Below are 23157 nucleotides of genomic sequence, written 5' to 3' on the forward strand. Positions count from 1 at the left end.
GGAGGCAAACAATGAAAACCGCATTCGTCGCTGTACTCGGGGCTTTGTTGATCGCTCAACCCTCCGTGTCCTTCGCGGATAACAGCAATGGAAAAAATCTCTATTCGCAGCGCTGCGCTGTATGCCACGGCGCCGATATAAAGGGCACCGGGCCGTTAGCGCGTAAAAGCAATCCGCCAACACCTGACCTGACAACGCCCGCGTTCAAAAAACGCCTGAATGAATATCCGGGCGTGATTGTGTCGTCGATCATCCTTCGCCCGAACGGCAACCTGATTCCGAAAACATTGCAGGAGAACGGGGTAAAAATACCGCCGCATGCCTGGAGCGTTAAGGATCTGCGTGATCTGCATGACTACATGAGTGGTGTGATTTCGATAAAACGCTGAGCTGCAAAGGCGACCCGGACGGTCGGTCGAGGAATCCATTGCTTCGGCTTAATGGTAACCATTACTATTCACATCCTTTCCTCAGCACGCCGCCCATATCCCCCATGCGTCCCCGCAGACCCGGATTTTTCGAGCATTACGAAGAGTTGATCGGCACCTGGACTCGTCGCCTGCGCAATCGTGCGCAGGCCGAGGATCTGGCGCACGACACCTTTGTGCGGGTGCTTGAGTCCGATTCGGCGGCGGTGCAGCAGCCGCGGGCGTATTTGCACCAGACCGCACGCAATATCGCGGTCGACGGTTATCGGCGTGAGGATCGGCGGGGCGTCATGGAATCGGAGGCCATGGATCACGCTGAGTCGTTGGCCGGCGACCCGGAGCATTACATGCATGCGATTCAGTTGGCCGATTCCATCGAACGGGCGCTCAGTGAACTGCCGGTCAATTGCCGCAAGATTTTTGTCTGGCAGAAGATCGAAGGCCTGACTCAGGCGGAAATCGCCGAACGCCTGGGGTTGTCCAAGAACATGGTCGAAAAGTATATGATCCGCACCCTTCGGCACTTGCGTGATCGCCTCGACGGGTTGCAGTCATGAACGACCGTGCTTTTTCATCCCCGGCCAAACAGGACATTCCATGATGGATACCCGTGATTGCGCGTGCGGGCCAACAACGGTGCGTGACGACGCGGCTCGCTGGTTTGTGCGTTTGCAGGAGCCAACGATCAGCGCCGACGAGCAGCAGCGCTTCGACGCCTGGCTGACTGAGCATCCGCAGCACCGTGACGAATTCCAGTTGCTGCAGGGCTTGTGGTCGGCGGCGGATCTGCTGCCGGTGCCACGCCTCAAAGCTCTGGTTGAAACCCCGCCAACCCGCCGCGCACGCCGGCCTTTGCTGCGTTATGCCGTGGCCGCCAGTGTGCTGGCGGTGGCGCTCGGGCTGGGCCTGTTCAGCGGTTTGAATCATCCGGGCAGTTACCGCGCCGAGTTCGCCACGGCGTTGGGCGAGCGCAAGCATGTGGCGCTGCCGGACGGTTCGGTGATTGATCTGAACAGTCGCAGCCGCTTGCAGGTGCGTTATGAACAGGATCGTCGGTTGATCGAATTGAGCGAAGGCGAGGCAATGTTCAGTGTTCAGCACGACACCGCGCGCCCGTTCGTGGTCGAGGCGGGCAGCGGCAAGGTCACGGTCACCGGCACCCGTTTCGATGTGCGCCGCGACGTTATGCAAACCCGCGTCGCGGTGGAGCAGGGTACGGTGAAAGTGCAGGGGCGGGGGGTGCCGGATAATCAATTCATCAGCCTGACCGCGGGCCTTGGCACTGATGTCGATGCTCAGGGCAAAGTCGCGCAGGCCTACGCGGTCGACTCGGCGCAAGTGACGGCATGGCGCAGCGGCAAACTGGTGTTCAACAACGCCAGCCTTAGCGAAGTCGCTGCCGAAGTGTCGCGCTATCGTGAGAAGCCGTTGACCGTCGCCAACCCGGCCGTGGCCAGTCTGCGCCTGACCAGCGTGTTCAAGTCCGACAATACCGACGCCTTGCTCAAGGCCTTGCCGAGCATCCTGCCGGTGGCCGTGCGCACCCTCGCGGACGGCAGTCAGGAAATAATTTCAAAATAGCGTTCAGGTTTTTTTCGAGTTCATCGTCTTCCTGTTCAACTGCAACTGGTTTGCATTAACAGACGCACACTCTTGCGATCCACAGGACTCCGTACGACGTGAACACCCCCACTGCCAACAACAAAAAATCCCCTTGGTTGCCGCTGGCCCTTGCGCTGGCGGTTAACGCTGCAATGCCGCTGGCGTTCGCTGGCGAAGCGATCCACATCCGCGCACAGCCACTGGGCCAGGCCCTGAGCGAGCTGGGCCAGCAGACGGCGCTGCAAGTGTTTTTCAGCCCGGACCTGGTCGCTGGCAAACAGGCGCCGGCAGTCGACGGTGATATCTCGCCGGAGCAGGCTTTGCGCCAGTTACTGCAAGGCAGCGGTCTGGAGTATCAGATCAACGAAGGCTCGGTGACCCTTGCGCCTGCCGCGACTTCCGCCGCCAGCAATGGCCCGCTGGAGCTCGGTGTGACCGACATCAAAGTGGTCGGCGACTGGCTCGGTGACGCCGACGCCGCTGTGGTGCAGAACCACCCCGGGGCGCGCACGGTGATCCGCCGCGAAGCGATGGTCGAGCAGGGCGCGATGAACGTCAGCGACGTGCTCAAGCGTGTGCCGGGCGTGCAGGTGCAGGATTCCAACGGCACCGGTGGCAGCGATATTTCCCTCAACGTCGGCGTGCGCGGTCTGACTTCGCGTCTGTCGCCGCGCTCCACCGTGTTGATCGACGGCGTACCGGCAGCCTTCGCGCCGTACGGTCAGCCGCAACTGTCGATGGCGCCGATTTCCGCCGGCAACCTCGACAGCATCGACGTGGTACGTGGCGCTGGTTCGGTGCGTTATGGACCGCAAAACGTTGGCGGGGTGATCAACTTCGTCACCCGCGCGATTCCGGAAAAAGCCACGGGGGAAATCGGCACCACCCTGGAAACCACTCAGTACGGTGGCTGGAAACACATCGACACGGCGTTTCTTGGCGGCACCGCCGACAACGGCATGGGCGTGGCTTTGCTGTATTCCGGGGTCAACGGCAACGGTTACCGCGAGCGCAACAACGGCAACGACATCGACGACGTGCTGCTCAAGACGCACTGGGCGCCGACCGATCAGGACGATTTCAGCCTCAACTTCCACTACTACGACGCCACGGCCGACATGCCCGGTGGTTTGACGCAAAAACAGTACGACGACAAACCGTATGACTCGGTGCGTGACTACGATCAGTTCACCGGTCGGCGCAAAGACGTGTCGTTCAAATGGATCCGCCAGATCGACGAACGCACTCAGGCGGAAATCCTGACCTATTACACCGACAGCTTCCGTGGCAGCACCATCGCCGCCCGCGACCAGAAAACCCTCAGCTCGTACCCGCGTTCGTATTACACGCTGGGTATCGAACCACGGGTGTCGCGGATTTTCGATGTCGGCCCGACCACCCAGGAAGTCAGCGTCGGCTATCGCTACCTGAAAGAAGCGATGCACGAGCAGTCGAGCCGCCTGGCGCTGGTCAACAATCAGCCGGTGGCGACACCGACGTCCGATGGCCACGTGTTCCAGGATCGTACGGGTGGCACTGAAGCCAATTCGGTCTACGTCGACAACAAAATCGACGTCGGCAACTGGACCGTCACCCCAGGCATTCGCTTCGAACACATCAGCACCGACTGGCATGACCGTGCCGTGCTCGACACCGCCGGCAAACCGGTACAGGCGAAAAACCGCAGCATCGAAAGCAACGAACCGTTGCCGGCGCTGAGCGTGATGTATCACCTGTCGGATGCGTGGAAGCTGTTCGCCAACTACGAAACCTCGTTCGGCAGCCTGCAGTATTTTCAGTTGGGGCAGGGCGGCTCGGGTGACCAGACTGCCAATGGCCTGGAACCGGAAAAAGCCAAGACCTACGAGATTGGCACGCGCTACAACGATGATGTGTGGGGCGGTGAGGTGACGCTGTTCTACATCGACTTCGACGACGAACTGCAATACATCAGCAACGACGTGGGCTGGACCAACCTCGGCGCGACCAAACACCAAGGCATCGAAGCCTCGATGCACTACGACATGGCGGCGCTGGATCCGCGTCTTGACGGCCTGACCGCCAACGCCGGTTTCACTTACACCCGTGCGACCTACGAAGGCGAAATTCCGGGCTTCAAGGGCCGTGATCTGCCGTTCTATTCGCGTCAGGTGGCGACCGTCGGTTTGCGTTACGACATCAACCGCTGGACCTATAACCTCGACGGTTTCGCCCAGTCCAAACAGCGTTCGCCGGGCACCGGGGTCAACGCAGATGGCAGCTTCAACGGCAACTACATCACCGAAGGCACGGCCGACGGGCAGTACGGCGACATCCCGGGTTACGTGACCTGGAACGTGCGCGGGGGTTATGACTTCGGGCCGCAGGTGTCGAACCTGAAGTTGGGGGCCGGGGTGAAGAACGTCTTCGACAAGCAGTACTTCACCCGTTCGAGTGATAACAACTCGGGGATGTATGTGGGGGCGCCGAGGACGTTTTTTGTGCAGGCCAGTGTGGGGTTTTGATTGATTGGGTGATTGGGTGAATATCCGTTGCTGCGGGTGTTGCTGCTGGCGGTTCCGCCCTTACGGCGGGTCACTTTTTCCAGACGCCGAAAAAGTAACCAAAAAGGCTTTACCCTGACGTTCGGCCCTCGCCGTGGCTCGGGTCCCTTCGCTCCGGGATTGATCCGGGGGCATCGCCTCCGGTTTGCTGCGCTGCACCTCCTCTCGATGTGTTTGGCTGCGCCAAACGGTCGCTACGCTCCCACCCCCGGATCAATCCCTCCACTCAGCCTGCCGACGGGCGCTGAGATCAAAAGCGGTACTCGAGCTAACGCTCATTGTGTTGAGTGGTGAGAAGCAAGGGCTGTGTGCTGTGTGCTGTGTGCTGCCTTTGCTTTTCTGTGGGAGCTGGCTTGCCAGCGATGGCGGCCTGACAGCCGACCAAGTTCTGGCGGGGGTACTCAACCTTACTGTGGGAGCGAGCTTGCTCGCGAAAGCGGCCTGACAGCCGACCAATCTTTGACCGATGTACTCAACCTCCCTGTAGGCGCTGCCGAAGGCTCGGGCTGTGATCGGACGATCTTTTGATCTGCTTGGCTTTTGCTTACTTTTCGCTGGGCCGGCATTCCGGCGTTTGGAAAAGTGAGTAACCGCCAGCGGCAACACCCGCAGCACCGGATATGCCCCCAACCCCAAAACAACAATCTGGCAGGTGCACTAAGTTCAGACTCTCAATACCTTCCCACCAATCGCCACCGCCACCAGCAGCACTGCCATCAGCCCAAAAGCAAAACTCAAACTACTGGCATGGGCAACAAAACCAATCACAGCCGGTCCCGCCAGAATCCCCGCATAACCCAACGTAGTAATCGCCGGCACCGCGATGCTTTCCGGCATCACCGTCTGCTTGCCCACCGCCGTATACAGCACCGGCACGATGTTCGAACAGCCGGCGCCGACCAGCGCATAACCGACCAGTGCAGCCTCCCAACTCGGTGCGAACGTCGCCAGAAACAGTCCGGCGGATGCCAACAGACCGCCAAACAGAATGATCCGCGTCGCCCCGACAATCCGAACAATCCGGTCACCCATCAAACGTCCGGCGGTCATGGTCAGGGCAAATGCCGCATAACCGAGTCCGGCATAGGCGGTGTCGATCCCGCGCTCTTGCGCCAGGAATACCGCGCTCCAGTCCAGCGCCGCGCCTTCTGTGAGGAAGACGATAAAGCACATCCCGCCAATGAACAGCACGATGCCGTGGGGAATGGCGAATGCGGGACCTGAGCTCTCGCTGCCGTAGGGCAACATGTGCGGCACGCACTTGAACAACGCGGCGACCAGCACCGCCACCACCACCAGCATCGCGCCCAGCGGCGACAGGCCGAGGCCGAGCAGGGCACTCACGCCGGCGGCGCCGACGATCCCGCCGAGGCTGAACAAGCCGTGAAAGCCCGACATCATGTTTTTGCCGCTGGCCCGTTCGACGATCACCGCTTGCAGGTTCACTGTCGAATCCACCGTGCCAAGCCCGGCGCCAAACATGAACAGCGTGGCGATCAGCGCCGGAATCGACGACACCGTCGCCAGCAGCGGCAATGCCAGACAGATCAGCAAGGTGCCGCCAGTCGCCACTCTGCGGCAGCCGAAGCGCGCGGCGAGAATCCCCGCCAGCGGCATCGCCAGAATCGAACCGACCCCGAGGCACAACAGCAACAAGCCGAGCGTGCCTTCATCGAGCCCGGCGCGGGCCTTGGCGTATGGCACCAAAGGCGCCCACGCGGCAATGCCGAGGCCGGCGATGAAAAAGGCGATGCGCGTCGACATCTGTTGCAGGCGTCCGGGGACGAAGGTGTCTTGGGGGTTGAGGCTGGTCATATCGTTCCTTGGCAAAAAACATCGCGTCCCCGAAGGACAGTGATAGCGCGTCGAGGTTCGATCGCAGGTTCCGGGGGAGTGCAGTCGACATCCTAACCCGTAGGCGTTCGCCTGCTCGCGAAAACGCTGATTCGGGTAATGAATGTGGCGATTGACACACCGCCTTCGCGAGCAGGCTCGCTCCTGCAGGGGATTGCGTTTTACAGTGGCAGCTTCAGGGGGATTGAACGGTAAGGGCGGGTGATGACGCGATTTTACGATGCACGGGGCAATATTTACGGGGTGGTTTCGCCTCAGGCACTTCGCGAGGCGGGGATCGGTCTGCCGATGACGGCCGCGCAGTGTGCCTTGTCGAGACAGGCGTGGAGCCGCGCAGCCATCACGCTGTGCTGCGACTGGCCCGAAGGGCAGCGTCCCACGGGGAGCAAATCCCACCGCAGCGACGGCCTGCTGATCGGCCCGTTCCAGACGTCGCCGCCATTCGACGTACTGATCGTCAACACCGACGGCACACTTGCCGAGCGCAGTGGCAATGGCCTGACGATTTTTTCGCAGGCGCTGACCGAGCAAGGCGTGATGCCGGAGGAGGGCGCGTTGTTGCGCGTACATCACGACAAGGGTGATGCCGTGGAAACCTCGGTGAAACCGGCCGAAGTCGAAGGCGTTCAAGGCTTTTGGCTCGATCTTGGCCAACCCGGTTTCGGGGCGCGCGCAGTGGGTGCGCAGAACGTCGAAAACGCCGAATTCAATGGGCGAGAAGTGAGTGTGGTAAAGCCACTGGCGACACTCGATCCGGCATGGTCACATAGCCAGTTTGTGCGTATCGGCAATCCGCATTGCGTGACGCTGCTGGATGACCGGGCGGCATTGCCGAGCAATCAACAGATGCGTGAGTCACCGCTGAACCAAGGGTTGACCGCAATCGCCTACGCCATGCCCACCGGTGCCGGAAATCCATGCCCGGCCGGCGTCAATCTGCAATGGGCGGTGCTCGACTCACCACAGAAAATCCTCGCCCGAGTGTTCGAACGCGGCGAGGGGCCGACGGCGTCTTCCGGCACCAGTGCCAGTGCCGTGGCATCGGCGGCGTGGCGGGTGGGTTGGGTTACGGCCGGTGAAGTGCAGGTGGTGATGCCCGGCGGCACGGCGCCGATATTGCTCGAAGAAGCAGGCGGTGAATTGCGCAGGGTCAGGTTGTTTGGTACAGCGCGGTTGATGGGCTGAATTCTAAGACGCCATCGCTGGCAAGCCAGGCTCCCACAGGGTTTGTGTTGAACACCTCATTTGTGTACGCCACTGAACCGCTGTAGGAGTGGGTGTACCCGGTTTTTGTATTCACCACAAACCCCTGTGGGAGCCTGGCTTGCCAGCGATGGCGCCATGAGCTCCAACACAAATCTCAGCTCAGCTCACCACTGAACTCCACCACCGGCATCTGCCGCTTGATCAACACCTCGCCGCCGCGAATCGAATACAACGGCAAGCCCTGACTGCGAATCACCTCGTAATCGCTGTCCGCTGAAAGTATCAACAGATTCGCCGGGCGCCCTTGTTCCAGTCCGTATCGCTCGCCCAGGAGCATGGCCTTGGCGCTGTTGTCCGTCACCAGATCCAGTGCGTTCTGCAGGTTGCGATAACCGAGCATGTGGCAGATGTGCAACCCGGCTTCAAGCACGCGCAGGATGTTGCCGTTGCCCAGCGGATACCATGGATCGACGATCGAGTCCTGGCCGAAACACACGTTCATCCCGGCCTCCAGCAACTCGTTGACCCGGGTCACGCCCCGGCGTTTCGGGAAGTTGTCGAAGCGCCCCTGCAGGTGGATGCTTTCGGTCGGGCAGGAGACGAAACTGATCCCGGAGTGGCCAAGCAGGCGGAACAGTTTGGCGCAGTAAGCGTTGTCGTAAGAACCCATCGCCGTGGTGTGGCTGGCGGTGACCCGTGCGCCCATGTCACGGCTGCGCGCTTCTTCGGCGAGCACTTCGAGGAAGCGCGAATGTGGGTCGTCGGTTTCGTCGCAGTGCACGTCCACCAGGCAACCGGTGCGTTCGGCCAGGTCCATCAGGAATTTCACGGAACTGACGCCCTGATCGCGGGTGTATTCGAAATGCGGAATGCCGCCGACCACGTCGGCGCCCATGCGAATCGCTTCTTCCATCAGCTCGCGACCGTTGCGGTAAGACTCGATGCCTTCCTGCGGGAACGCGACGATTTGCAGGTCGATCAGGTGTCGGCTTTCCTCGCGCACTTCGAGCATGGCCTTCAGCGCCGTGAGTTGCGGATCGGTGACGTCGACGTGGGTGCGCACATGCTGGATGCCGTGGGCGGCCAGTGCTTGAATGGTTTTCTTGGCGCGGGTCTTGGTGTCTTCTTCGGTGATGGTGACCTTGCGCTCGCCCCAGCACTCGATGCCCTCGAACAGCGTGCCGCTCATGTTCCAGCGCGGCTCGCCGGCCGTGAGGGTGGCGTCGAGGTGGATGTGCGGCTCGACGAAGGGCGGCACCACCAGATTGCCGCCGGCGTCGAGGTCGCCGGGGTTGAGGCTCGGGGCTTCGGTCTGGCGACCGATGCTGCGGATCAGACCGTCTTCCAGGTGCAGTTCGTGCAAACCGTCCTGGTTGCGCAGTCGGGCGTTGATGATGTGCATCAGGCGAATCCTTCTTATAGGTCTTGTAGTGGCGCACTGGCGCGACGGGCGCCGAGCAGGCCGGTGACGATGACATACGTTAGCGCGGCGGCGGCAATCCCTACCAGCGGCGCGACCCACGGCGAGTGGAATGCGGCGAGCGTACCGACCGCGTAAGCGCCCAGGCCCGGCCAGTTGAACGCCGGCAGTCGGGCTTCGGCCAGACGCGGATAGCGCCCGCGCCAGCGGAAGAAAAAGTCGGCCATGATCACCCCGCCAATCGGCGGAATGACGGTGCCGAGCAGGATCAGGTACGGCACCAGCATGTCGTACATGCCCAGCAGGGCGAGCAGGGTGCCGATCACTGCACCGGCGAGGGTCACGGTTTTGCGTCGGCCGGTGCGCAGCAGGTTGCAGCCGGCGACGGCGAAATTGTAGATGGTGTTGTCCTGGGTGCTCCAGATGTTCAGCAACAGCATGGCCATCGCGGCCATGGCGAAACCTTGCAGCAGCAACACTTCGACCACGTCCGGCTGCTGATAGACGATCGCACCGTAGGCGCCGATCAGCACCATCAGGCCATTGCCGACGAAGAAACCGATCAGGCTGGCCAGCACCGCCACCCGCGCCGAACGCGAGAAGCGGGTCCAGTTGGTGGCCTGGGTCGCGCCGCTGACGAAGGTGCCGAACACCAGGGTGATGGCGGTCGACCAGTCCAGCGAACCGCTCGGCACCACGGCCAGCAAACCATCGAGGCCACCGACTTTAACGGTCGCGACCCACATCGACAGCATCAGCAGCAACATCATCGCCGGCACCGCGATGTAGGACAGAATCTCCAGGCCGCGATAACCGACATACGCCGTGGCGCAGAACATCAGGCCGAACAGCACCATCAAACCGAGCACGGTGCCCTCATCGAGATCGAAGTATTTGCCGAGTACCACGGCGGCGGTCGCAGTGCCCCAGGCGTACCAGCCGATCTGGGTGAAGCCGAGGATCAGGTCACTGAGCTTGCTGCCGACTTCACCGAAACAGAAACGGCCCATCAGCACCGAATTGAGACCGCTCTTGAAGGCGATGTAACCCAGGCCGGCAGCGTACAGCCCGAGCAGCAGGTTGCCGACGATGATCACCACGAGCATCTCGCTGAAACTGAACGCCACACCGAGCTTGCCGCCGGCAAACATGGTCGCCGTGAAGAAGGTGAACCCGAGCAGCACCATGGCGGTCGAGGCCAGGCCTTTGCGTGCGTGCATCGGGACTTCGCTGAGGGGGTAGTCGTTGCCGGGATCGTTCTGCGTCATGGGGCGTTCCTTGCTGAAGAGGGAAGACTCGAAGCAGGTTGCAGTGGTCGTGCCAGATGTCGGTTATGCGGACTATGTATAGACGAGTTGCCGGCAATGGCTCGAAAGCAGTGCATCTGAATGCACCCGAGCCCCATGTGGGCGCCAAAAAACACAGGCATAAAAAAACAGCCGTGAAGGCTGTTCTCTATATTCCTGACAAACACCGATCCTTTGTAGGAGTGAGCCTGCTCGCGATAGCGGTTTGTCGGACACATTGATTTTGCATGTGCCGAAGCTATCGCGAGCAGGCTCACTCCTGCACGCAGATCTGCGTTGAATCACTCACCGCGATAGATGCAACCGCTGGTGCAGGTCTCGTGAATGCGGATCGCGCTGAGTTCCGGCAGCAGCGGCTTCATTTCATTCCAGATGAATTTGGCCAGGACTTCGCTGGTCGGGTTTTCCAGGCCGGGAATGTCGTTCAGGTAGTTGTGATCCAGACGCTCGTACAGCGGCTTGAAAATCGCCTTGATCTCGGAGAAGTCGCGGATCCAGCCCGTGTGCGGATCGAGGTCGCCGCTCAGGTGAATCGCCACCTTGAACGAGTGACCGTGCAGGCGTCCGCACTTGTGGCCGTCCGGTACGTGCGGCAGGCGGTGGGCGGATTCGAAAGTAAATTCCTTGAAGATTTCCACAGTATTTTCGGCTCTGTTCAGGTGGCGTTCGCCGCAGCGATTCGGGCAGGCGGCGAGTTTACCAGCTTGTGTTTGGCGATGCGGGAAAACACTGACTAAAGGGTCAGCAAGCGCTCGGCGAGACGACCGTTGGCGGTCAGTTCGAGAAACTCGTCGCCCAGCCGGCGACTTTCGTCCATCGCCGCGTGCCAGTACTTTTGGCGGCTCGGTGCATCGCCCATGAAGCGTTTGAAGTCGTTACGGTCCGGCAGTTTGCCGTAGGGCAGGCGCGCCAGATATTCCTTCGATGGTGCCAGCAACAGCACGTCCTGCAAGCGCTCCACCGAGGCCTTGCGCCAGGGCAGGGTCTTGTCGAACCAGCCCGGAATCACCCGGTCGGTGAAGTGCGGATAGAGCACGATGCCGTCGCCGCTGTAGGGCAGGTCGAGGTGATAGTCGAGCAAACCGCCATCGCGGAAGGTGCCGGCACCGGCGCCCGGCAGGTCGCGCACACCTTCCATGACCATCGGGATCGAGCCGGACGCCAGCAGCGCCTGTCGCAGGTTGCCGGCATTGAGCGCGACGAAGCGCGACGGAAAGTCGTTCAGCGCATGCACCGGCGGGGCCAGGCGCGGGTCATGGATGATCAAGCGTTCGAAGTGCCGCGACAGCCGCGCCCGCCCGCGCAGGTTGTCGGCAATCACCGAACCCAGCGCCAGCCCGAGGCGGCCACGATGGTCGTCGGCCAGGCGCCCTTGGCTTTTCACCACCATGATGTTCAGGCGGTAGTCGGCGTTGTTGAGGATGCTGGCGTCGCGGCCGTCGAGCAGGTCGTTGAGCATGCGTTGCGAGCTCTGGCTGATCTCGGCCATGGTCACGCCTTTGTTGAAAGTCTGCTCGGCGTACAACTGGCCGAGACGGCGGATACCTTCGGCGGCGTCCGGCAGGCAGGCGCTGGCGAAGCGCCAGGAACCCACCGACGCACCAATCAGCGAACGCTCACGAGGCGCGCTCGGCAGCCATTCGCCGAACAACGCCAGATCCAGCCCCTGAATGCCCAACGCCTTGGGACCACCGGCCGCACCGGGCAGGGTGCCGACGTCCTTGGCGTTCAGGCCCTGGGCACGAATGCGCGCCATGGCCCGAGGGCCGGCCTTGAGGGTGAGGGCGGGGAACTTGATGTGGATGGCGGTCATACCGGTCTCGATCGTTAGCAAGCTGGCAATTATAGGTTAACCACTGAACCCTGTGGGAGCGGGCTTGCCCGTGATGACGGGACAGCTTGCATCCCGGTGGCTGAAAGGACGCTATCGAGGGCAATCCCGCTGCCACAGGGTTTTGCATGATTCAACGGATCCGGTATTGCCTTGAAACAATGATGGCAATTCAGTTTCAGTTAAGTTCATCCCGCTAAGGTGCCCATCGTAGCAACACATAAGAATACGGAGATCCCATGAAAACCCTGACTGCCCTGTCCATTGCCTCGATCATCGGCCTGACCGCCAGCATCGTCCACGCCCGCGATCTAGGCCCCGACGAAGCCCTGCGCCTGCGCGACGCTGGTACTATCGTGTCCTTCGAGAAGCTCAACGCCACGGCACTGGAAAAACACCCGGGTTCGACGATCACCGACACCGAGCTGGAAGAGCAGTACGGCAAGTACATCTACCAGATCGAAATGCGTGACCCGCAGGGGCTGGAGTGGGATCTGGAATTAGACGCGGTCAGCGGGCAGGTTCTCAAGGATCATCAGGATACGTAATGAAGGTTAATGTTCGCGCCACCCGCCGCACGGCGTTGGCGCTTGTGCTGTTTTGCTCGATGGCCCAGGCCCGCGACCTCGATCAGGACGAAGCCCTGAGTCTGCGCCAGCAGGGCGTGATTCTGCCGCTCGAGCAGGTCCTGCAGCAGGCGATGGACCGCTACCCCGGTTCGAAATTGCTGGAAGTCGAGCTGGAAGAAAAACACGACGTCTACATTTACGAAGTCGAGCTGCTCACCGCCGAAGGCGTCGCCCGCGAGCTGCATTTGAAGGCCGATACCGGCGAGCTTGTGAAAGACAAGGAAGATTGACCGATGCGTTTGCTATTGGTGGAAGACCACGTACCGCTGGCCGATGAATTGCTCGCCGGCCTGCAACGTCAGGGCTACGCGGTGGACTGGCTGGCCGATGGCCGTGATGCGCTGTATCAGGGCAGCAGCGAGCCTTACGACCTGATCATTCTCGACCTCGGCCTGCCCGGTGTACCGGGGCTCGACGTGCTGGCGCAGTGGCGCGCGGGCGGTCTGGCGATCCCGGTGCTGATTCTCACGGCGCGGGATTCCTGGGCCGAGCGCATCGAAGGCCTTAAGGCCGGCGCTGACGATTACCTGACCAAACCGTTTCACCCCGAAGAGCTGTTCCTGCGCATTCAGTCGTTGTTGCGTCGCTCCAAGGGCCAGGCCAATCAACCGACGCTGCAGGCCGCCGGCCTGCATCTGGACGAGGGCCGGCAATGCGTGGTGCGTGACGGCAGCGATATTCAACTGACTGCCGCCGAGTTTCGACTGCTGCGTTATTTCATGCTGCACCCGGAACAGATTCTGTCGAAAAGCCACCTCGCCGAGCACCTCTATGACGGCGAAACCGAACGCGATTCCAACGTTCTGGAGGTCCACGTCAATCACCTGCGGCGCAAGCTCGGCAAAAGCGTGATCGAAACCCGTCGCGGCCAGGGTTACCTGTTCGGCGGGCAAGCTTCGTGAGGTCGATCCAGCGCCGTTTGAGCCTGGGCTTGATCAGCGTGATGGTGATCGTCGGCGTGGTGCTGGCGCAAATCAGCCTGTGGTTGTTCGAAGTCGGTTTGCAGCGTTATCTGGAAGCCGGTCTGCGCAACGACAGCGAGAGCCTGCTGGTGGCGCTGGTGCGCGGTCCGCAAGGGTTGCAGCTGGATGAGCGGCATCTGTCACCGGCCTATCAACGGCCGTTCTCCGGGCATTACTTTCGCATTGATTTCGCCGACAGCCACTGGCGCTCGCGTTCGCTGTGGGATCAGGATCTGCCGCTGCTCAACCATCCAGGCCTGCACAGCAATCTGCAACTGGGGCCGGACGGTCAGCAGTTGCTGGTGCTGCGTTCGGACTATCGGCGGCTGGGGCAGTCGATCTCTATCAGCGTCGCTCAGGATTACACCCCGGTGCGCGAGAGCTTCCAGCGCATGCGCCAGATCGGCCTAGGCCTCGGGCTGGCCGGGTTGCTGCTGATTTTGCTGTTGCAGCGAATCACCGTGCGTCGCGCCTTGAAGCCGCTGGAAAGCGCTCGCGAACAGATCGCCCAGTTGCAGCAGGGCCAGCGTACGCAACTCGACGATCAGGTGCCGGTGGAGCTGGAGCCGCTGGTGGCACAGATCAACCATCTGCTCGCCCACACCGAAGACAGCCTCAAGCGTTCACGCAATGCGCTGGGCAATCTCGGGCACGCCCTGAAAACGCCGCTGGCGGTGCTGTTGAGCCTGGCCTCCAGCGAAAAACTCGATGCCCATCCCGAGTTGCGCAAGATCCTCAAGGAGCAATTGGAGCAGGTGCAACAGCGGCTCAACCGCGAACTCAATCGCGCGCGTTTATCCGGTGATGCGCTGCCGGGCGCGCTGTTCGACTGTGATGCGGAACTGCCGGGGCTGCTGGCAACGCTGAACATGATTCACGGCGAGCATCTGGCCTTGAGCTACGTCGCGCCGCCAGGGCTGCAATTGCCGTGGGATCGTGAGGACTTGCTGGAACTGCTCGGTAACCTGCTGGACAACGCCTGCAAGTGGGCGGACGCCGAGGTGCGCCTGAGTGTGATCGAGCGTACGGATGGCTTTGCCCTGTGCGTCGAGGACGATGGGCCGGGGATTCCCGAACAGCAGCGGACTCAGGTATTCAGTCGCGGGACGCGGCTGGACGAGCAGACCCACGGGCATGGCCTGGGGCTGGGGATTGTGCGCGACATTGTCGAGGCGTGGGGTGGCTTGCTGGTGCTGGGCGAGAGTAAGTGGGGCGGGTTGAAGGTGGTGATCGAGTTGCCTCGGCGGTGAGCCTCTAAAGGCCCCTCACCCTAACCCTCTCCCGGAGGGAGAGGGGACTGACCGAGGTGTCTGTTCGAACTACACCGACCTGACATACCGGATCGAACTGAGGTTTTGAAAGCTTCTCCGTGACCTGACATGCCGAGCCGGGCTCAGGTTTTGAATGACATGCAGATCGGCTCCCTTTCCCCCTCGCCCCCTTGGGGGGAGAGGGCTGGGGTGAGGGGGGAATCTAACTGACACTCCACAATCCGGAATCAGACCCGGAACTGATCCATCAGACTCTGCTGCTGATTCGCCAGGCTGTTCAGCGACTGGCTCACCCGCGCCGATTCATTCGCTTGCCCCGACAACGACTCGGTCACGTCACGAATGGTCGCCACGTTGTTGTTGATCTCCTCGGCCACTGCGCTCTGTTCTTCCGCCGCGCTGGCGATCTGCAGGTTCATGTCGCTGATCACCGTCACCGCCTCACCGATCTGGCGCAGCGCAGTCACCGCTTGCCCGACCTGCTCAACGCTGCCCTGAGCCTGACGATGGCTGTTGCCCATCGAACCGACTACGTCCTGGGTACCGGTCTGCAACTGCTCGATCACCTGGCGGGTTTCTTCCACCGACTCCTGTGTACGGCGGGCGAGGTTGCGCACTTCGTCGGCGACCACGGCAAAACCACGCCCGGCTTCACCGGCACGTGCGGCTTCGATGGCCGCGTTGAGGGCGAGCAGGTTGGTCTGTTCGGCGATGGCGCGGATGGTTTCCAGCACCGTGCCGATCTTCTCGCTGTTGGCGGCCAGGCCTTCGACTTGCACCATCGCCGCGCTCATGTCGGCGGCCAGGGTGTCGATGCTCGCAGTGGTGCGGTCGATCACGGTCAGGCCCTGGCGAGTGGCGCGGTCGGCGTCCTTGGCCGCTTCGGCGGCTTGTGCGGCACTGCGCGCGACGTCCTGCGCGGTGGCGCTCATTTCGTGGGACGCGGTGGCGACCTGATCGACCTGACGATATTGCTGTTCCATGCCGGCGCTGGTCTGGGTGGCGATGGCCGAAGACTGGTCGGCGGTGTTGCGTGCGTCCTGCACCGAGCGTTTCACTTCGGCAATGATCGGCTGCAACTTGTCGAGGAACTTGTTGAACCAGCCAGCGAGTTGACCGAGTTCGTCCTTTTTGTCGTAGGCCAGACGGCGAGTCAGATCGCCCTCACCACTGGCGATGTCTTCGAGCATATTGGCTACGCCGAGGATCGGCTTGGTCACGCTGCGCGCCATCAGCCACACCAGCAGCAGGCCGACCAGCGCGGCCAACACGCCGAGGCTCAGTTCGATCAGGGTGCCCGAGTTGTTGCTCGCATCCAGTTGCTGCTTGAGTGCCTCGGCGCGTTCTACCAGAACCTTTTCCGGCACGTCGAGCAGTACGCCCCACGACGGACCGCCGGGGATCGGCTGGAACGGCGACAGCACTTTCAACTGGCCGTTGCTGTGCAGGCTGCTGACGCCGCTGCTGGTACCGAGTTGACGCAGCAGTTCGGCGCCGCTGACGGTGTCAATGGCATCCAGACGCTGGCTCAGCTTGCTGGCGTCCGGGCTGTAACCGGCGAGCAGGCCGGTGGGGCTGATGATGCTCACGGCGGTCTGGCCGTCATAGAGCTTTTTGCTCGCGCCCTGGCTGATCGCTTGCAGGCTGTTGAGGTTGATGTCCACCGACAGCGATGCGATGACCTTGCCGTTGACTATCAGCGGGAAGACGATGCTGGTCATCAGCACGTTCTGGCCGTCGATCACATAAAAGTACGGTTCGATCACGCACGGCTTGAGGGTGGTGCGCGGGCAAGTGAACCAGGCGTTGGCCGCCTGACCGCTGGGGCCGGTGCTGGTGTCGGCCATGTCGCTTTCCGGTAGGGCCATCGAGGTGACTTTGCCAGGGGTCGGCTGCGACCAGTACAGGGCGAAACGGCCCTTGTCGTTGCTGCCGAGTTCAGCCTGACCGGCAAACAGTTCGTCCTTGCCGTCCAGCGCGTTGGCTTCGAACACCAGCGACAGGCCGAGCAGGTCAGGGTTAGCTTGCAGCGCGGATTTGACCTGACGGGTCATGTCTTCGCGCAGGTCGAAGGCATCGAGGAAACGCTTCTCGGCCTGTTCACGCAGGAACAACACTTGCCGCGAGAAACCGTGGCCGTACTGATAGGCGTCCATGAACTGCTGGCGAATGCCGGCCGCCTGCACTTCACCTTGCGATTCGATGCGCGCCTGGGCCGATTCGGTGAGCATCTCCATGCTCGACGCTTTCACCAGTTCGGAACTGTGCTCCATGCGATACAGCGAAAGACCCACCAACAGGGTCACGATACCGGCCAGGCACAGCCCGGCGAGCAGGGTGATTTTCCATTGGATGGAAAGTTGTCTGAGCGACATGGAGACGTCCTTATTCGATAAATATCTGAGACTTTGCACTGTAACGGCCCAGGAACAGCTTTCTTGAGCTTCGAGCCGCAAGCTGCAAGAGAAAAAACGCAAAAGCTTGCAGCTTGTGACTTGCAGCTTGCCGCTGCTTCATTCACAGTGCGCGCCCTTCTAATAAGACCCTCTTTGCAAATCCGCCAGTGCTCCATGGGCGGACTCATCCTGTCTGGCGATGTGTTTTCCATCGCAGTGTTTTTCGAGGAAGTGAAATGAACGCAGTCATAGCGGCAGTCGGCATCATGCTGATCCTCAGCCTGTCCCGCGTGCACGTAGTGATCGCCTTGATCGTCGGCGCGCTGGTCGGCGGCCTGACCGGTGGTCTGGGCATCGACGCCACGCTCAAGGCGTTCAACAGCGGCCTGGGCGGCGGCGCGACCGTGGCGTTGTCCTACGCCTTGCTCGGCGCGTTCGCCGTGGCGATTGCCAAGTCCGGCCTGGCCCATGCGCTGGCCGACAAGGCGCTGGCGATGGTCGATCGCCAGCATGCGAGCGGGGGCGGCAGTGTCAAATGGCTGCTGATCGGCCTGTTGTGGGTGGTGGCGATTGCCTCGCAGAACATCCTGCCGATCCACATTGCGTTCATTCCGCTGCTGGTACCGCCGCTGCTCTATGTCCTGACCAAGCTGCAACTCGACCGGCGCCTGATCGCCTGTGTCATGACCTTCGGCCTGATCACCCCGTACATGTTCCTGCCGGTGGGCTTCGGCAACATCTTCCTCAATGAAATCCTGCTGGCCAACATTGCCCGCAGCGGCGTCGACATCAGCGGCATCAACGTCACCCACGCGATGGGCATTCCGGCGCTGGGCATGGTGTTCGGGCTGGCGATGGCGTTCATCAGTTACCGCAAGAAGCGCGTGTACGACCTGGCGAAGATCGAGCAGGTCGAGCAGGTGGCGGTGCAGTACAACCCGCTGAGCCTGATGATTGCCGGTGTGGCGATTGCCGCCGCGTTCATCGTGCAGTTGCTGCTGGACTCGATGATTATCGGCGCGCTGGTCGGCTTCCTGATCTTCTCGGTGTCCGGCATCGTCAAGTGGCGCGAGACCGATGACCTCTTCACCGAAGGCATGAAGATGATGGCGATGATCGGCTTCATCATGATTGCCGCGTCCGGTTTCGCCGAAGTGATGAAGGCCACCGGCCAGGTGCAGACCCTGGTCGAATCGTCGGCGTCGTGGATCAACCACAGTAAAGGCATCGGTGTATTGTTGATGCTGCTGGTCGGCTTGCTGGTGACCATGGGCATCGGTTCGTCGTTCTCCACCGTGCCGATTCTGGCGGCGATTTTCGTGCCGCTGTGCGTGCAACTGGGCTTCAGCCCGATCGCCATTGTCTGCATCGTCGGCACCGCCGGAGCCTTGGGCGATGCCGGTTCGCCGGCCTCGGACTCGACGCTGGGCCCGACTTCCGGCCTGAACATCGACGGCCAGCATCACCATATCTGGGACACCGTGGTGCCGACCTTCCTGCACTACAACCTGCCGTTGCTGGCGTTCGGCTGGGTGGCCGCGATGGTCCTCTGAACCTCACGGATCTCCTGTGGGAGCGAGCTTGCTCGCGAAAGCGGTGTATCAGCGACTTAATGGTTGACTGACACGACGCCTTCGCGAGCAAGCTCGCTCCCACAGGGGAATGGGATAACTCCTTTGCTCAACTTTTGTGATGGTGTGCCGTTAACGCTTTTAACCACGCCAATAAAACCAAAAGAGTGAGCTCCCCCCATGCGCTTGAGTCTCAAGGCCAAAGTCCTGTCCCTTGCCGTCCTGCCGGTGCTGCTCTTTGCGCTGGTCATCAGCCTGACCACGTTGTTTATCCTCCAGCAACAGGCTCACACTGAGGTCGAACAGACCCGCGAGCGCCTGCTCGGCGATGCCAAAGCCACGCTGCAAAGTTACGTCGCCGTGGCCATGACCACGATCAAGCCGCTGTACGACGCTGCCGCACCGGGTGACAACGCGGCGCGGGCGCAGGCGATCAAGCTGCTGTCGGGCATCCGCTACGGCAAGGACGGCTACTTCTTCGGCTACGACTCCGAGACCGTGCGCCTGTTCAAGGCCAATGATCCGGAAGGCGTGGGCAAAAGCTTCAAGGACAACCGCGACCCCAATGGCGTTTACGTCAACCGCGGCCTGGTGAGCGTGGCGAAGGACGGCACCCACTATCTGCAATACAGCTCGCCACTGCCGGGCAACGCCAACGTGCTGGTGCCAAAACTCGGCTACACCGAGTACCTGGCGAAGTGGGACATGGCGGTCGGCACCTCGGTCAACCTCGACGGCATCGAAGCGCAAGTGGCGCTGGTCGAGGCGCAGGTGCAGGAACGCATGCAAGGCGTGGTGCTGAGCATCGTTGGCGTGGCGGTGGTGGTGCTGCTGGTGATTGCCATCGCGGGGATGCTGCTGGCCAATACCATTCTGCGGCCGCTGACCCTGATGAAAGCCAACCTCGATGACATCGCGGCGGGCGAGGGCGATCTGACCCGCCGCTTGAACATCACCAGCCAGGACGAGCTCGGCGAACTGGCCGGCTCGTTCAACCGCTTCGTCGACAAGATCCACGGCTTGGTGCGGCAGATCACCGAGATGACCACGCAACTGACCGGCCTGGTGACCCAAGTGTCGGATCAGGCCCAGCGCTCCGACCAGGCGATGGAGCGTCAGCGCCACGAAACCGATCAGGTCGCCACGGCGATCAATGAAATGTCCGCCGCTGCCCAAGAGGTGGCGAAGAGCGCGCAGAACGCCGCCGTCGCCGCCCAGCAGACCGATGAAGAAGGCCAGAGCGCCAAACGCGTGGTGGCCGGCAGCATCAAACAGATTCATGCGCTGGTGGATGACATTCGCAGCAGCGGCGTGTCCCTCGACAGCCTGCAGCAGGACGTGTCGTCGATTGTCGGCGTGCTCGGGGTGATCCGCTCGATTGCCGAGCAGACCAACCTGCTGGCGCTCAACGCCGCGATCGAAGCGGCGCGGGCCGGGGAGGCCGGGCGCGGCTTTGCGGTGGTGGCGGACGAGGTGCGGGCGCTGGCCAGCCGGACGCAGATCAGCACCCAGGAAATCCAGGGCATGATCGATCGCTTGCAGGCGGGCACGCAGTCGGCGGTCGAGGCCATGCGCCGTTCCAGCGAGGCGGGCGATGGCACCTCGGCGCAGGCCAATCAGGCCGGGGCGTCGCTGGATGCGATGGCGGAACTGATCGCGACGATCAACTCGATGAACGCGCAAATTGCCAGTGCCGCCGAAGAGCAGACTGCTGTGGCGGAAGAAATCAACCGCAGCGTGCATCAGATTGCGGTGGCGGTGGACAGCGTGGCCGATGAGACGCAGTTGGGTGCGCAGACTTCGCGCAGTCTGGCGGAGCTTGGGCAGCGGCTGGGCAAACTGGTGGGGCAGTTCCGGATCTGAACACTGGAAAAGCCCCTCACCCTGACCCTCCCGAAACGTCGGACCGCCCGTAGGGAGAGGGGACTGAATGGGGGATGCTATGGAACTACGCCGACCTGAAACAGCTTTACCGAATCCATAATCGACTGAGTCTTTCAGGTCGATGGATGACGTGACACACCTCGGTCAGTCCCCTCTCCCTCCGGGAGAGGGCTAGGGTGAGGGGCTTTTGATTTTCAGCTTCAAGGTCTGTCCCAGTACGGCACTTCGCCAAAGCACTCGACAAAGAAATCAATCACCGTCCGCACCTTCACCGACAGCCGCCGGCTCCCCGGCCACAGCACCGCAATCTGCTGCGGCTCCAGACTGTTCGACACCTGATAGTCCCCCAGCACTGGCACCAGCGTGCCTTCGCGCACCGCCTCGCCGATCAGCCACGACGGAAACATCACCAGCCCCAACCCTTGCATGGCCGCCTGGGTCAGGGTGTCGGCGTGGTTGCCGGTGATCGGTCCCTTGACGGCGTACGGCGTCCAGTCCTCCTGACCCTGACGGAAAAACCAGCGCTGCTGGCCGGTCGCGCCTTTGTAGGCCAGGCACTGGTGTTGCGCGAGATCTTCAGGTTTCTGCGGTGTGCCGTGGCGCTTGAGATACGCCGGGCTGGCCGCGACCTGAAAGCGGTGCGGCGCGAGAATCCGTGCCTGCATGCTCGAATCGTGCAACGCGCCGATGCGAAACAGCAGGTCGGCACCTTCCTGCAACGGGTCGATGTAATGGTCGGTCTGCTGGATGTCCAGTTGCAGCTTCGGATAGCGCGCGCACAACTGGCCAAGCCACGGCGTCAGATGCCGTTGGCCGAACACCACTGGCGCGTTGATCCGCACCAGCCCGGTGGGCTCGCTTTGTTGTTCCTGCAAGGCCTGTTCGGCTTCCTCCAGTTGCACCAGCAGCAGCCGCGCGTGGTGGCCGAGCAGGCGCCCGGCCTCGGTCGGGGTCACGGCGCGGGTGTGGCGATACAGCAATTGCTGATTCAGCGCCTGTTCCATCAACTGGATCTGCCGCGAAATCGAAGAGGGCGCCACGCCCTCGCGGCGGGCGACTTCGGAAAAACTGCCGTGATCGAGCACCGCCACAAACAGCCTGAGTGCCTTGAATCCCAGCTCATTGAGCCCGTGCATGAATTGTCCTGCTGTGCGAGTTGCGCAAAAGTGTTGTCCAGATGCTCCCATTTATCGCACAGCGGCGCCAGCCGATAATCCGCGCCATCGTTGACTTGTACAGGTTTTGGTTATGCAGACGTTGGATGAAGTGAGTGGGGCGGCCCCGGTGGCCAAACCGGGATTGCGCCTGTTGTTGCTGCCGCTGGTGATTCTGGCCGGCATGGGCTTGTCGGTGGAGGCAGGCTTGCTCGGGCCGTTGGGGGCACAGGTCGGGCATTTGTGGGCGACCTTGAGCATCTTTGGCGTGGGTTCGGCGATCCTGTTTTTGCTGCTGTTGTTCGCCGGCCCACAGAAAGGCCCGGCGCTGACCGATCTGCCGCGCTGGCAATTGATTGGCGGCTTTTTAGGGCCGATGTATGTGGTGGTATTGACCCTGGCGACGCCGCATATCGGGATTGCGATGACGATGATTGCGATTCTTTCGGGGCAGGTCGGCAAGAGCGTGTTGATTGACCATTTCGGCTGGTTTGGCGCGACGCGCAAGAAGGTCAATGCCGAGCGGTGGCTGGCGTTGGGTCTGATTGTGGTGGCACTTGTTCTGATTGCGCGGGGTTGAGTGATGAGTCTGGTTATTTTGTTGGCGGTGGTGGTGTTGGCTGGCGCGGTGTTGAGTGTGCAGGCGGCGATCAATGGGCGTCTGGGTGAGACCGTCGGGGTGTTGCGCAGTAGTTTGCTGACTTTTTTTGTCGGGGCTGTGACGACCGGTTTGTTGATTGTGTTTTTCGAGCCGGCCCATGCGGTGAGCCTGCTCGATGTGCCGAAGTGGCAGGTCTGCGGGGCGCTGTTTGGTGTGGTGTACATGATGGTCATGGTCGGGGCGGTGCCCGTGGTGGGGACGGCGGTGGCGACGGTGGCGGTGATTGTCGGGCAGTTGGGGATGGGGATGTTGATCGACAATTTTGGCTGGCTGGGGAATCCGGCGATCGAGCTTTCGTCTTCCCGGGTGTTGGCGATGGTTTGTCTGGGGTTGGCTTTGGTCTTTATGTATCGCAGCAGTGTTCGTCGAGTTGATTGAGATTGTGGTGGCAGATCCGTTGCTGGGGTAACGGCGACTTAGGGTTCCGCCCTTACGGCG

Annotated in this window: 20 protein-coding genes and 3 pseudogenes; 15 read left to right on the forward strand and 8 right to left on the reverse strand. The window is 61.7% G+C overall.

Annotated features, from left to right (window positions below; all coding sequences use genetic code 11):
- Positions 1-11 precede the first annotated feature (11 nt).
- The 4 genes from K5Y35_RS17565 (at position 12) to K5Y35_RS17580 (ending at position 4534) form a co-directional block, all read left to right on the forward strand.
- A complete protein-coding gene (locus tag K5Y35_RS17565) occupies positions 12-389 on the forward strand; it encodes a c-type cytochrome (RefSeq protein ID WP_222832478.1) in 378 nt (125 codons plus the stop codon).
- 104 nt (positions 390-493) lie between these two features.
- On the forward strand, positions 494-985 hold the full coding sequence (locus tag K5Y35_RS17570) for a sigma-70 family RNA polymerase sigma factor (protein WP_410055903.1): 492 nt from the start codon (positions 494-496) through the stop codon (positions 983-985).
- A gap of 40 nt (positions 986-1025) precedes the next feature.
- The gene (locus K5Y35_RS17575) at positions 1026-2009 is read left to right on the forward strand and encodes a FecR family protein (RefSeq protein WP_222832479.1); all 984 of its coding nucleotides are present in this window, start codon (positions 1026-1028) and stop codon (positions 2007-2009) included.
- Between the two features lie 98 nt (positions 2010-2107).
- Complete coding sequence (locus tag K5Y35_RS17580) at positions 2108-4534, forward strand: TonB-dependent siderophore receptor (RefSeq protein WP_222832480.1); 2427 nt, start codon at positions 2108-2110, stop codon at positions 4532-4534.
- A gap of 702 nt (positions 4535-5236) precedes the next feature.
- On the opposite strand, the gene K5Y35_RS17585 is transcribed toward K5Y35_RS17580, so the two are convergent.
- The gene (locus tag K5Y35_RS17585) at positions 5237-6388 is read right to left on the reverse strand and encodes an MFS transporter (RefSeq protein WP_123462182.1); all 1152 of its coding nucleotides are present in this window, start codon (positions 6386-6388) and stop codon (positions 5237-5239) included.
- A 243-nt stretch (positions 6389-6631) separates the two neighbouring features.
- On the opposite strand from K5Y35_RS17585, the gene K5Y35_RS17590 reads away from it, so the two are divergent.
- Complete coding sequence (locus K5Y35_RS17590; RefSeq protein ID WP_222832481.1) at positions 6632-7612, forward strand: diaminopimelate epimerase; 981 nt, start codon at positions 6632-6634, stop codon at positions 7610-7612.
- A gap of 175 nt (positions 7613-7787) precedes the next feature.
- Here K5Y35_RS17590 and codA read toward each other — a convergent pair whose 3' ends face one another.
- The 4 genes from codA to K5Y35_RS17610 form a co-directional block, all read right to left on the reverse strand.
- Positions 7788-9035 (reverse strand): cytosine deaminase, encoded by a 1248-nt coding sequence (gene codA, locus K5Y35_RS17595; protein WP_222832482.1) that lies wholly within the window; start codon positions 9033-9035, stop codon positions 7788-7790.
- Between the two features lie 14 nt (positions 9036-9049).
- Positions 9050-10321 carry a cytosine permease gene (gene codB / locus K5Y35_RS17600; protein WP_222832483.1) on the reverse strand — a complete coding sequence of 424 codons (1272 nt, stop codon included), beginning with the start codon at positions 10319-10321 and terminating at the stop codon, positions 9050-9052.
- A 320-nt stretch (positions 10322-10641) separates the two neighbouring features.
- A complete protein-coding gene (gene queD / locus K5Y35_RS17605; protein WP_003223505.1) occupies positions 10642-10998 on the reverse strand; it encodes a 6-carboxytetrahydropterin synthase QueD in 357 nt (118 codons plus the stop codon).
- A 95-nt stretch (positions 10999-11093) separates the two neighbouring features.
- Positions 11094-12173 (reverse strand): patatin-like phospholipase family protein, encoded by a 1080-nt coding sequence (locus K5Y35_RS17610; RefSeq protein WP_222832484.1) that lies wholly within the window; start codon positions 12171-12173, stop codon positions 11094-11096.
- Between the two features lie 257 nt (positions 12174-12430).
- On the opposite strand from K5Y35_RS17610, the gene K5Y35_RS17615 reads away from it, so the two are divergent.
- The 4 genes from K5Y35_RS17615 to K5Y35_RS17630 are packed head-to-tail and all read left to right on the forward strand — an operon-like array spanning position 12431 to position 15032.
- Positions 12431-12739 carry a PepSY domain-containing protein gene (locus K5Y35_RS17615; RefSeq protein WP_123462192.1) on the forward strand — a complete coding sequence of 103 codons (309 nt, stop codon included), beginning with the start codon at positions 12431-12433 and terminating at the stop codon, positions 12737-12739.
- The gene (locus K5Y35_RS17620; RefSeq protein ID WP_222832485.1) at positions 12739-13050 is read left to right on the forward strand and encodes a PepSY domain-containing protein; all 312 of its coding nucleotides are present in this window, start codon (positions 12739-12741) and stop codon (positions 13048-13050) included. The genes K5Y35_RS17615 and K5Y35_RS17620 overlap by 1 nt, the downstream gene beginning before the upstream one ends.
- Positions 13051-13053: 3 nt before the next feature.
- Entirely contained in the window at positions 13054-13722 is a 669-nt protein-coding gene (locus K5Y35_RS17625; protein ID WP_123462196.1) for a response regulator transcription factor, read from the forward strand.
- Entirely contained in the window at positions 13719-15032 is a 1314-nt protein-coding gene (locus K5Y35_RS17630; protein WP_222832486.1) for a sensor histidine kinase, read from the forward strand. Before K5Y35_RS17625 ends, K5Y35_RS17630 begins: the two co-directional genes overlap by 4 nt.
- 248 nt (positions 15033-15280) lie before the next feature.
- Here K5Y35_RS17630 and K5Y35_RS28275 read toward each other — a convergent pair whose 3' ends face one another.
- Positions 15281-16036: a methyl-accepting chemotaxis protein gene (locus tag K5Y35_RS28275; protein ID WP_410055930.1), complete on the reverse strand. Its 756-nt coding sequence runs from the start codon at positions 16034-16036 to the stop codon at positions 15281-15283.
- Between the two features lie 150 nt (positions 16037-16186).
- Positions 16187-17428 (reverse strand): annotated as a pseudogene (locus tag K5Y35_RS28280) (cache domain-containing protein); the annotation flags it as partial.
- Between the two features lie 63 nt (positions 17429-17491).
- Here K5Y35_RS28280 and K5Y35_RS17640 point away from each other — a divergent pair.
- From K5Y35_RS17640 to K5Y35_RS28290, 4 genes and pseudogenes are all read left to right on the forward strand, one after another.
- The gene (locus K5Y35_RS17640; protein ID WP_222832488.1) at positions 17492-17689 is read left to right on the forward strand and encodes a hypothetical protein; all 198 of its coding nucleotides are present in this window, start codon (positions 17492-17494) and stop codon (positions 17687-17689) included.
- Positions 17686-19002, forward strand: a complete 1317-nt coding sequence (locus tag K5Y35_RS17645; protein ID WP_222832489.1) for a Na+/H+ antiporter family protein — start codon at positions 17686-17688, stop codon at positions 19000-19002. Before K5Y35_RS17640 ends, K5Y35_RS17645 begins: the two co-directional genes overlap by 4 nt.
- A gap of 198 nt (positions 19003-19200) precedes the next feature.
- A pseudogene (locus K5Y35_RS28285) lies at positions 19201-19977 on the forward strand (cache domain-containing protein); the annotation flags it as partial.
- A 312-nt stretch (positions 19978-20289) separates the two neighbouring features.
- Positions 20290-20883, forward strand: a pseudogene (locus tag K5Y35_RS28290) (methyl-accepting chemotaxis protein); the annotation flags it as partial.
- Positions 20884-21104: 221 nt separating this feature from the next.
- Here K5Y35_RS28290 and K5Y35_RS17655 read toward each other — a convergent pair.
- Positions 21105-22040: a LysR family transcriptional regulator gene (locus K5Y35_RS17655; RefSeq protein WP_222832490.1), complete on the reverse strand. Its 936-nt coding sequence runs from the start codon at positions 22038-22040 to the stop codon at positions 21105-21107.
- 112 nt (positions 22041-22152) lie between these two features.
- On the opposite strand from K5Y35_RS17655, the gene K5Y35_RS17660 reads away from it, so the two are divergent.
- Together K5Y35_RS17660 and K5Y35_RS17665 are read left to right on the forward strand one after the other, a co-directional pair.
- Positions 22153-22638, forward strand: coding sequence for a DMT family transporter (locus tag K5Y35_RS17660; protein WP_128615665.1), 486 nt, complete (start codon positions 22153-22155; stop codon positions 22636-22638).
- Positions 22639-22641: 3 nt separating this feature from the next.
- Positions 22642-23097, forward strand: a complete 456-nt coding sequence (locus K5Y35_RS17665) for a DMT family transporter (protein WP_123462210.1) — start codon at positions 22642-22644, stop codon at positions 23095-23097.
- The last annotated feature ends 60 nt before the right edge of the window (positions 23098-23157 follow it).

It is taken from the genome of Pseudomonas sp. SC3(2021) (assembly GCF_019856535.1).
Taxonomy (GTDB): domain Bacteria; phylum Pseudomonadota; class Gammaproteobacteria; order Pseudomonadales; family Pseudomonadaceae; genus Aquipseudomonas; species Aquipseudomonas monsensis.